The organism is Oliverpabstia sp. (assembly GCF_022785585.1).
GTDB lineage: Bacteria > Bacillota > Clostridia > Lachnospirales > Lachnospiraceae > Oliverpabstia > Oliverpabstia intestinalis.
Genome location: NZ_JALFPR010000115.1, coordinates 1 through 10,832 on the forward strand (window position 1 = coordinate 1; position 10,832 = coordinate 10,832).

Here is a 10,832-nt window from a genome sequence, read left to right on the forward strand (position 1 = left end):
GCAGTATTCCTTTGTCATCTCCAGAATCTGTTCTCTCGCCTGCTGTTCTGTCATTTCTTCAAACATGTTTTCTGCTCCTTTTTTATATTCGTTTCGTAACTATTCAGTACCTTCACAGTTACGAGCAAAAATGCATTTAAAATCACCTTCGGTGATGGCATTTTTGCTTGTATGTCTCGGGATTTTGGCATAAATATGCCAAAACACCTCGCGGGATAATGGCTGCTGAATAGTTACTTCGTTTCCTTTTTATTTCTTCCGGTAAAACTGAAATTCTTCCTCATAGTACGGGAAGGTCTGATCCAGCTCATACGTTTCACTAAACCACTGGTAAGTCTCCGGATCATTCCTCTCCCAGATAGGCAGTGACGACCGACTGGTAAATACATACGGTGCATCCGCCTCTGTCAGCTGTTCCTGTAACTCCTGTAAGGATTCCGGAATCACCGCCATATCGCTGAAATCCATGGTAAAGCACTGGGTATTCCAGTGAAGCAGACTGTAGATTTCTGCCACATTTAACCCGAAACCATGCGTGTTTTCCGGAACCACTTCTGCAATTTCCTGTACAAATGCCTCCAGTTCGCCCACATTATGATAATTTTCTTTGATCTTACTGTTCTGGGAAAACTGCAGCACCGTTCCTGTACTCATGGCAAGCACTGCGGCTGTACAGGCAAGTCCCAGTGTACCGTTCACGACTCCCGCCAGATCCATCTCTTCCCAATGTTTCCATTTTCTTTCCTTAACAAATGTCATTCCCCTCTGCCCCAGATATGCCAGCAGGATCACTGCCGACAGGCTGACGCAGTCGAGATTATGATAGGATGGTCGATTGACATAATACGTCATTCTTCCCAGTGCACTGATACTCAGGAAAAACAGCAGCTGCACCTGTCCTTCATTTTTCTGTTTCGGATAAAACCAGGTACTGATTCCCATTACTGTCCCGATCAGAAACAGGACGATCACACCCATATAGGCACTCGGATACATCGGCAGATCCAGATGCAGGATGTCCACCATATAAGAATCCGACAATAACGGAATCAGGAATTCGCCCAGTGTATTGGCCGGACTGTGTTTGGACAGATTATAGAGATTCACGAGTCCATAGGCTCCGAAAAATGATGCCGTCACACAGACTGCGTGTACCGGTACGGTTCGTGCCAGACGCCCGATTCTCCATTCTCCCCCGGCAAGACACCGTGAAATATAAAGTGCCATCCATGCCACGGCGAGAATCACGCCGGTTTCCGTGTTCCAGAGGATCGCCAGCAGACAGATCAGATATCCGGCCAGACCGGTCCACCTATTCCACCACTGTTTTTTCATTAAAATCGCCGCATACAACAGAAGGATCATCGGAAAGATCATCCGATGCGGCCATACCTGCCAGTAATAACCGCCCCGCATCCCGAGTACCGGAAATGCCGCAGCAACTGCGCCAAGTGCCCGGAGGATCCGGCTTTCCACCGTCAGTTCCAGCACCAGAAATGCACAGACGTGTGCCAGTGTTCCAAGTGCCGCGATCATCAGCACGAACATCCGGAAATCTCCGCCCACCAGTTTCATCGGTATCTTAAATAACAGCCCATAATGCCCATAGATACTCGTCATTGTATCTGTATAAGGCAAGCCCTGATATACATTGTATACAGAGTTATAATACGCGTGAGCGTGAAAATGATCCCCCGCCTCCGAGCGCCCGAAAATATTCGGCGTATCCATGCAATAAAATATCAGAATCGTCAAAACTGCATATATAAGCCATACCATCCAGTCATTCTTTTCTTCTCTGATCTGTATGTTTGCATACACCCGGAAAAATACAACCAGTTCTGCCAGAAACAGCAGACTCATCAGTGGCAACGGTTGTGTGTGCCAGCCATATTTTTCCGATACGCTTCCTACCTGACCGGTTTCCATGGATACTCCGATGGCGTAAAAGATCATCTGCGATAAAATCAATACTGCAAATACCAGTTCATTGACTTTTTTATTTTTTCTGCTTAGCCATGTGCCTGTCTCCCACCGTTCTGTCAGAAGCATGCCCCCCAGAAATACCAGGCAGAATATCAATAACATGGCAGCATAAACAAGCAGATTTCCATTGCCCAGTCGGTTGATGTGATCCGACAGTTCCGGTATCAGAAAAGATGCTCCAAAGAATCCTGCTGACACCAGCAAAGCTGCCGCCCCGCACAGAATCTCTCGATTATTATTCATATTTTTCTTCCTTTTTCACATTTATCCTTTTCTATTTTCTTTCCTGTAAAGTAAAATATTTTCGGATCTGTTCATCCGTGAATGCTTCCATATCTTTTCCCTCAAGCCATGCCTGATACCACACGGCTGTCTCTTTCACTGCCTGCGCCACCTGCCAGTGCGGTTTCCAGCCAAATGCCGTACGGATCTTCGAGCAGTCCAGTTTCAGGAAATTCGCCTCGTGCGGCCCTCCCTGATACAGATTTTCCCACGCTGCCTCCCCTCCCCAGGAGTTACAGAACAGATCTGCCAGCTGACCGGTGGTGATACAGTCCTCATCTCCCGGCCCAACGTTATAGGAACCGACACACGCCGGATTTTCATACTGTGCCTGCGCGATCATCAGATACGCACCAAGCGGTTCCAGCACATGCTGGTACGGTCTTGTGGAATGTGGATTCCGTACCGCTATTTTTTCCCCTTTTGCGACTGCCCGCACGCAGTCCGGGATGATCCGGTCCGGAGCGAAATCGCCGCCGCCGATCACATTGCCCGCTCTCGCCGTGGACACCGCCACACCGGCTTCTTTTAAGAAGGATTTTTCATAGCTGTGGGTCACCAGTTCGGAACAGGACTTGCTGTTGGAATAGGGATCGTACCCATCCAACTCATCGATTTCCCGATAGCCCCACTCCCACTCGTTGTTTTTATAGACTTTATCCGTTGTCACATTCAGGAACGATTTTACACTTTTTGTCTGGCGCACCGCTTCCAGAATATTTACTGTTCCCATTACATTTGTCTCATACGTTCCCACCGGATCTTTATACGATTCCCGCACGATCGGCTGCGCTGCCAGATGAAACACGATCTCCGGCTGTGCTTCCTGCATGGTACGGATCAGTTTTTCCCGGTCGCGGATATCTCCGATCACGGAGTGCATATTTTTTCCCAGATGTAAGGTATCAAAAAGTTTCGCCTCCACCGGTGCTTCCAGCGCATATCCGGTCACCTCGGCTCCCGAAAGAATCAGGATCCGGGAAAGCCAGGATCCCTTGAATCCGGTATGTCCGGTGAGAAATACTTTTTTTCCTTTAAAAAATACCAGGTTATTCATGTCTCTTACTCCCACACTTTCCATGGAGCATTTCCACTTCTCCACATTTCTTCCAGTCTCTTCTTCTCATTCATTGTATCCATGCACTGCCAGAACCCATTATGCCGATATGCATCCAGCTGTCCTCTTCTGGCTGCCTCTTCCAGAGGATATTTCTCAAATACAGTCGCGTCTCCTTCGATCAGATCCAGGATCTCCGGTTCCAGTACCATAAATCCGGCATTGATCCATCCACTGTCTTCCTGTCTTTTCTCTTTGAAGTTTGTGATTTCTCCATCTTCCCGCAGATCCAGCGCGCCGAATCGTCCCATTGGCTGTACGGAAGTCAATGTTGCCATGCGCCCGCCTTCCTGATGGAATTTTAACAGTTCAGCAATGTTGATATCTGCCACACCGTCCCCATAGGTCAGGAAGAATGATTCTCCGTTCAGGTGTTCTCTGACCCGTTTGATTCTTCCGCCGGTCATTGTGTTTAATCCGGTATCTACCAGGGTTACTTTCCATGGTTCGGAGATGTTGTTGTGCACAGTCATTTTATTTTCCCGGGTAAAATCAAATGTCACGTCGCAGCTGTGCAGATAATAGTCTGCAAACCATTCTTTGATCATATGTTGTTTGTATCCACAGCAGATCACGAATTCGTTGTATCCATAATAGGAATAAAGTTTCATGATATGCCAGAGAATCGGTTTGTCGCCGATTTCTACCATGGGCTTTGGTTTCAGTACACTTTCTTCGCTGATGCGGGTGCCGAAACCACCTGCAAGTATTACTACTTTCATGTTTTTTCTCCTTGTTTGTTCCGATTGAAGGGCATAAAAAGCCTTATTTTATTTATTGTATCAAAAAGGGGGCTTATTTACAAGTAGGAGGGAAATGCATCCGGACGCCCGGAGAAGCCGGATGGCAGGACAGTCAGAAGGCGGCAACGTGGACAGAGGCGTTTTGAGCTAGCCACCAACTCCGACTAATATTCACGAGTGTCAGCTGACACTCGCGAAAGTCTACGTAGGTGTCGGATCTCAAAATCGCCTCTAACCGCCCACAAAGTGTTGCTCGCCTTTCTGACTGTCCTGTCATCCGGCTTCTTCGAGCTGTGTATTGAAACACGAAAAGGTACGCTACATGGTAATATAATAATAAAATTTCTTTCCTCAAATGTAACTGTTCAGTACCTTCACAGTTACGAGCCAAAATGCATAAAAAATCACCTTCGGTGATGGCATTTTGACTTGTATGTCTCGGGATTTTGACATATTCATGTCAAAACACCTCGCGGGACAATGGCTACTGAATAGTTACCCTCAAATAAACAAATCGACCATCGAAAGATAAATTTTCAGTGATCGACTTGTAAAAGTATTTTTGTTTTTACTTTAGCAGACAATTTTGTCCAAGATACCTTTTAATTGAGCGATGGCTACGCCATAGTTGGTCATTGCCACGCCCTGGTCTTTTGCCTGTTGGATGCGGTGGAGGACGTATTTGCGGTTGAACATGCAGGCGCCGCACTGGATGATCAGATCATATGGGGTCAGGTCTTTGGGGTAGTCGGTGCCGCTTACGACAGTTACTTTCAGGGTTTCGCCGTATTTTTTCTTCAGCATCCGCGGGATCTTTTCTCTGCCGATGTCTTCTTTCAGTGGGGCATGGGTGCAGCATTCGGCGATCAGGACCCGGGAATCGGAGGAGAGGTTCATCAGTTTTTTGGCTCCCTCTTTGTAGTAGTCCAGGTCGCCTTTGTAGTCGGCGAAGAGGACAGAGAAAGAGGTGAGCAGGCTTTCTGTAGGTTTGTGATCATAGACGTAGTCGAAGACCTGAGAATCGGTGATGATCAGTTTTGGGGGATTTTTCAGCTGATCCAGGGCTTCCACCAGTTTGTCGGTGGTGGTACTTAAAACAATACATTTTTTATCCAGCAGTTCCCGCATCGTCTGTACCTGTGGGAGGATCAGGCGACCTTTGGGTGCCTGGATGTCCTGGGGCATTACCAGGAGGACAACCTCTCCCTCGGATATCAGATCCCCGGTGATCGTCCGGCCGCCGAAGCCTTCAGGAACCATACGGATCATCCACTCTTTCAGTTCTGCGATTCCCGCACCGGTTTTTGCGCTCACGATGCAGACTTTCTCTTTCGTCTGTTCTCTGAGTTTTTCTGCAAATTCCTGATTTTCTTCATCTGAACGAAGATCGCTTTTACTTACCACCGGAATCACCGGTGTCTTTTTTTCCTGAAAATACCGAAACCACTCCAGTTCCTTTTCCATGTCTTCGGATGCAAATACTATCAGTGCCAGTTCCGTTTTCTGTGCAGCCAGCGCCGTCTTTTCCATCCGCATGGCTCCCAGTTCTCCCTCATCGTCAAATCCCGCCGTATCGATCAACACGCACGGACCAAGCGGTGCGATCTCCATCGCCTTGTAGACCGGATCGGTGGTGGTTCCCTTTACGTCTGCCACGATGGAGACAGACTGTCCGGAAAATGCATTGATAAAGGCAGACTTTCCGCTGTTTGTTTTTCCAAATATACCTATATGAAGCCGGTTGCCGGAAGGCGTTTCCTGTAATGTTGTACCCATCTGTGTTCCTCCTTTTGTTTCTTTTTTTGTCACTTCGATATTTATTTTTCACTTTATGTAAACTAATTTCATTATGATTATTTCTGTTCTTCCATTATGGTCTTTGGCTCATTGTCTCCATAACATAACAGACACAGCAAACAAACCCTGCGCCTTTGCAGTTGTTGTCTGCTGTGTCATATTCCCCGGCTGTGACAGCCATTTTTTCTTTTTAGAACCGGAAATCTCTCTGTCCGTTTTCGATATCCCGCAGGTGTTCTTCTGCGATTCTGCGGACTTTCTCACTCGGGATATTGTCCAGTTCTTTTTCGATCAGTTTCATACCGATTTCTTTTGTCTTTGGTGAAGCATAATCCTGGAGATACTCCATCAATGTCATCAGTGCATTCGGATGACAACAGTTGAGGATCTGTTTGCTCTTGCACAGGGACATAAAACGGTCGCCGGTTCTTCCGGCGCGGTAGCAGGCAGTACAGAAACTCGGGATATCTCCCATCTCCATTAACCACCGTACGATCTCATCCAATGTCCTCTGGTCACTGACATCAAACTGTGCGGAAGTCACTTCATCTTCCGTCTCCGGTGTATCGTATCCACCAACACTCGTCTTTGACGCACCACTGATCTGAGAGACACCCAACGGAAGTACTTTTTCACGAACTGCCTGACTCTCTCTGGTAGAGATGATCATACCGGTATACGGCACTGCGATACGGATCAGCGCGCAGATTTTTGCAAAAATGTCATCACTGATACTGTTATCAAATACCGTTGGATCGATATCGTCCGCATGTTTGATACGTGGTACACTGATCGTATGCGGTCCCACACCGTGTACAGCTTCCAGATGTTCTGCGTGCATCAAAAGCCCCGCAAATTCATAACGATAAAGCTCCAGTCCAAACAGCACACCAAGACCCACATCATCGATACCACCTTCCATCGCACGGTCCATGGCTTCGGTATGATATGCATAGTTGTGTTTCGGTCCCTTCGGATGCAGTTCTTCGTAGCTCTTTTTGTGATATGTTTCCTGGAACAGAATATAAGTTCCGATTCCGGCTTCTTTTAATTTTCGATAATTTTCCACGGTGGTCGCCGCAATATTTACGTTCACACGGCGGATGGCTCCGTTTTTATGTTTGATACTGTAAATCGTTTTGATAGATTCCAGAATATATTCGATTGGATTGTTTTCCGGATCTTCTCCTGCCTCGATCGCCAGTCGTTTATGTCCCATATCCTGCAGAGCTGTCACTTCTTTTACAATCTCTTCCTGGGTCAGTTTTTTCCGGGCGATATGTGTATTCTTTTTATGATACGGACAGTATACACAGCCGTTGATACAGTAATTGGACAGATACAACGGTGCAAAAAGCACGATCCGGTTTCCGTAAAATTCTTTTTTAATCTCTGCCGCAAGTTCATACATTTCCTGAATCTTGTCCGGCATCTCACAGGCCAGCAACACAGAAGCCTCTCTGTGTGTCAGTCCTTTGCATTCCTTTGCTTTCGCAAGGATCTGGTCAATCAGTTCTATATTATCTTTATTTGCATCTGCATAAGCCAGGGTCTCTCTGATCTCTTCATCTGAGATAAATTCCTCGGCTTTTAACGATTTCGGATTATACATAACGTCTCTCTTCCTTTCTTTTTGGTCAGGCTGCCGGGTCTTCTGTGATTCCATTCGGATCCCGCAGACAGATTTCCGCAATCTTCCCAATTAGTATTTCTTTCTTGTTTTTCATCGGCACATTGCACTGTCTCCGCGATCTGTCACACACTGATAACCAATCGCAGCTATGCGCCGTTCCAGACAGCCGCGGCACTCTGCCGCTTCTTCGCCCGTACAGATTTTATTGTCATACAGCTGGTATTTGTCCCTCACCTGAATCGGTGACAGGTTTGGCATCACCACGTTGGCTCCTGCCAGAATACCCTTTTCTCTTCCCATCGGATGGATCGTTCCGAGTGCAGTGGTGGATGGCAACAGTACCATCGGATGAATCAGCCGGATGATTGCCAGAAGCCGTAAGGTATCTTCCAGCGTTCCTGCCTTTTCTTCTGCAAATGGGGTATCCTGATGGGGAATAAACGGTCCGATTCCCACCATCTCCGGTTGGAGTTCTTTGATAAACACCAGATCCTCATATAAGGTATCCAGCGTCTGTCCCGGCGATCCTACCATAAAGCCACACCCTGTCTGATATCCGATCTCCTTCAGTTCCCTCAGACACTCTTTTCTGTGTGCCAGTGACATCTGTGACGGATGAAGTTTCTGATAATGCACTTCATCTGCCGTCTCATGCCGAAGCAGATACCGGTCAGCCCCCGCGTCAAAATACGCCTGATAGCTTGCCCGTTCTTTCTCTCCGATCGATAACGTCACCGCACAGTCCGGATATCGTTTCTTGATTTCTTTTGTGATCGTACAGATCCGCTCATCGGTATAATAAGGATCTTCTCCTCCCTGGAGTACAAAGGTCCGAAAACCCAGTTCCCATCCGCTTTCACAGCACGAGAGGATCTGATCCATGGTCAGCCGATATCTCTCCGCTTTTTCATTGCCACAGCGGATCCCACAGTAATAACAGTTATTTTTGCAATAATTGGTAAATTCGATCAGCCCCCTCAGGTAGATCTCTTTTCCATAATATTTCCCGGCTGTCGCTCTCGCCCGCCGGTACAGTTCCTCGATCAGTTCCTGATCGGTTGTCGTCAGCAGTTCTTCCAGCTCCTCACGGCTGATCATCTGCTCTTGTTCGATCTTACTCAGTATGTCTCTGTTCATGCATGTCTCCTATTTCGAGTAAACTGCTTTTGCCGAGATTCCTTCCAGTCTTCCGATCTTGCCGGTCAGGGCATTGATCGTATCCTGTGGCGCATCCATCGCGATGCTGATCACATGGATCTTTCTCTCCCGGTAGGGAATCCCCATTCTTCCTATAATATAACTTCCATATTCATGAAGCAGCTGGTTGAGTTTCTCGACTTCCTGTGGTTCTTCCACGATAATTCCAATCACGGCAATTCTGTTCATGTTCCACTCACTCCCTTATATCTGCACTTTCTGTGCCTGCTTCTTTTCAATACAGAGAGCAGAAAATTCTGCTCTCTGTAGCTGTAGTATCTGTATGTTATTCCACATCAAACTTTTCCAGACTCTCCAGTCTTGACTGATATTTGGAGTCGGAAGATTCTGTAAAGGACGCTTCACCTTTCATCTTTTCCAGCGCTGCTACTGCTTTCTTTACCACCTGCAGCGTACCTGCTCCGGCCACACATCCTCCAGGACATGCCATTCCTTCCAGCAGATAGCCATTGTACTTACCGGCTTTCGCCATCTGGAGCATCTTCTTGCAGTTCTGCAGACCTTCTGCATTGACCACTTTGACTTCCCGTTCCGGATCGATCCGTTTTACCGCATGTACGACAGCCTGTGCAACCCCTCCGCTGACTGCAAAACCGCGTCCATCTGCACTTGCACGGAATAAAGGTTCGCCTTCCGGAATATCCTTCCAGTCCACACCTTTCGCATCAAACATTCCGGCAACTTCCTCAAATGTCAGTACAAAATCCACATAACTGCGGATACTCTTCCGGCTTGCCTCCAGTTTTTTCGCTGCACACGGACCAACAAAGACGATCTTGCAGTCCGGTTCTTTCTGTTTGATCAGTCGCGCAGTCAGAACCATCGGCGTCAGCGCCATGGAAATGCATTTTGCCTGTTCCGGGAACAGTTTTTTCGCCATCATAGACCAGGACGGGCAACAGGATGTTGCCATGAACGGCAGTTTTTCCGGAACTTCTTCCAGAAAATCCTTTGCTTCTTCCACCGTACACAGATCCGCTCCGATCGCAACTTCTCTCACATCGGTAAATCCCAGTGCCTGAAAAGCGCCACGGATCTTTGTATTTTTCATATTCTGGAACTGACCTGCGATCGCCGGCGCAAGAATCGCATAAACCGGTGTCTCGCTCTTTATCGCCTTGATCGTCTGAAAAATCTGCCCCTTATCCACAATGGCACTGAACGGACAGCTTACCAGACACTGACCGCAGGATACACATTTCTCCTGATCGATCTCCGCTCTTCCATATTCATCGGAACCAATCGCATTCATTCCGCATGCTTTTGTACATGGACGCTCCTGTTTGATGATCGCATTATACGGACAGGCTTCCACGCACTTTCCACATTTGATACATGAAGACTCATCAATATGAGATCTTCCACCTTCCATATGGACAGCCTTCTTCGGACAGACCTCCACGCATGGATGTTCCAGACAGCCCTGACATCCTTCTGTTGTCATGACTCTCTTCTCCGGACAGGCATTGCAGGCGAATTTGATCACATTGATAAGCGGCGGTTCGTAATATTTTTCTTCTATAATACTGGGTTCCACACCTTTGGAGATTGGCGCATGCTCTGTGATTTTTCTCAGCGACATTCCCATTGCCACACGCAGACGCTCACCAACGACTGCCCGCTCCAGAAAAATACTGTCTCTGTAAGTTGCAACCTCTCCCGGGATGATCTTATATGGAAGTTCTTCCAGTACCTCCTCCGGAGATTGCTCTTCGTATGCCATACGGGCAATCTCCGTAAATATTTTGTGTCTGATTTCTGTCTTGGATGAATACAGTCCTCTCATTTTTCCTCCTGATCTTCCGTTATACATTTTTCATAGGTTTTCTTTTTGATAGTACTCTTAAAAATGATAGCATCCACCCTGTCAGAATTCAATAGTTCCGCCTACATCTACCTATGCAAATACGGAATAGTTCCAGGAGTTTTCCTATAATATTATGATACCAGTTTATTCATAACTTTCGTTATGTAACAGTTCATGTTCTTTGCCTTTTAATAATCCGGCGTACAGTTCCTGAACCAGCGGGTTCTCATCGGATTTCTTGATGATCGT

Annotated in this window: 9 protein-coding genes; all 9 read right to left on the minus strand. The window is 47.1% G+C overall.

Annotated elements, in window-relative coordinates; translation table 11 throughout:
• Positions 1 to 249 precede the first annotated feature (249 nt).
• Positions 250 to 2,229 (minus strand): hypothetical protein, encoded by a 1,980-nt coding sequence (locus MSA64_RS08220; RefSeq protein WP_287891279.1) that lies wholly within the window; start codon positions 2,227 to 2,229, stop codon positions 250 to 252.
• Positions 2,230 to 2,260: 31 nt separating this feature from the next.
• Complete coding sequence (rfbG, locus tag MSA64_RS08225; protein WP_442945317.1) at positions 2,261 to 3,349, minus strand: CDP-glucose 4,6-dehydratase; 1,089 nt, start codon at positions 3,347 to 3,349, stop codon at positions 2,261 to 2,263.
• Complete coding sequence (gene rfbF / locus MSA64_RS08230; RefSeq protein ID WP_287891280.1) at positions 3,331 to 4,107, minus strand: glucose-1-phosphate cytidylyltransferase; 777 nt, start codon at positions 4,105 to 4,107, stop codon at positions 3,331 to 3,333. The genes rfbG and rfbF overlap by 19 nt, the downstream gene beginning before the upstream one ends.
• 594 nt (positions 4,108 to 4,701) lie before the next feature.
• Entirely contained in the window at positions 4,702 to 5,904 is a 1,203-nt protein-coding gene (gene hydF / locus MSA64_RS08235; RefSeq protein ID WP_277663344.1) for a [FeFe] hydrogenase H-cluster maturation GTPase HydF, read from the minus strand.
• A 211-nt stretch (positions 5,905 to 6,115) separates the two neighbouring features.
• Entirely contained in the window at positions 6,116 to 7,537 is a 1,422-nt protein-coding gene (gene hydG, locus MSA64_RS08240) for a [FeFe] hydrogenase H-cluster radical SAM maturase HydG (protein WP_154431083.1), read from the minus strand.
• A 111-nt stretch (positions 7,538 to 7,648) separates the two neighbouring features.
• Positions 7,649 to 8,695, minus strand: coding sequence for a [FeFe] hydrogenase H-cluster radical SAM maturase HydE (hydE, locus tag MSA64_RS08245; protein WP_154431082.1), 1,047 nt, complete (start codon positions 8,693 to 8,695; stop codon positions 7,649 to 7,651).
• A gap of 9 nt (positions 8,696 to 8,704) precedes the next feature.
• Positions 8,705 to 8,944, minus strand: a complete 240-nt coding sequence (locus tag MSA64_RS08250; protein WP_022171339.1) for a TM1266 family iron-only hydrogenase system putative regulator — start codon at positions 8,942 to 8,944, stop codon at positions 8,705 to 8,707.
• Between the two features lie 97 nt (positions 8,945 to 9,041).
• Positions 9,042 to 10,562 (minus strand): 4Fe-4S dicluster domain-containing protein, encoded by a 1,521-nt coding sequence (locus MSA64_RS08255; RefSeq protein WP_287891281.1) that lies wholly within the window; start codon positions 10,560 to 10,562, stop codon positions 9,042 to 9,044.
• Between the two features lie 165 nt (positions 10,563 to 10,727).
• Positions 10,728 to 10,832, minus strand: a 105-nt coding sequence (locus MSA64_RS12050) for an iron hydrogenase small subunit (protein ID WP_287891283.1), incomplete at its 5' end; no start/stop codon positions are given.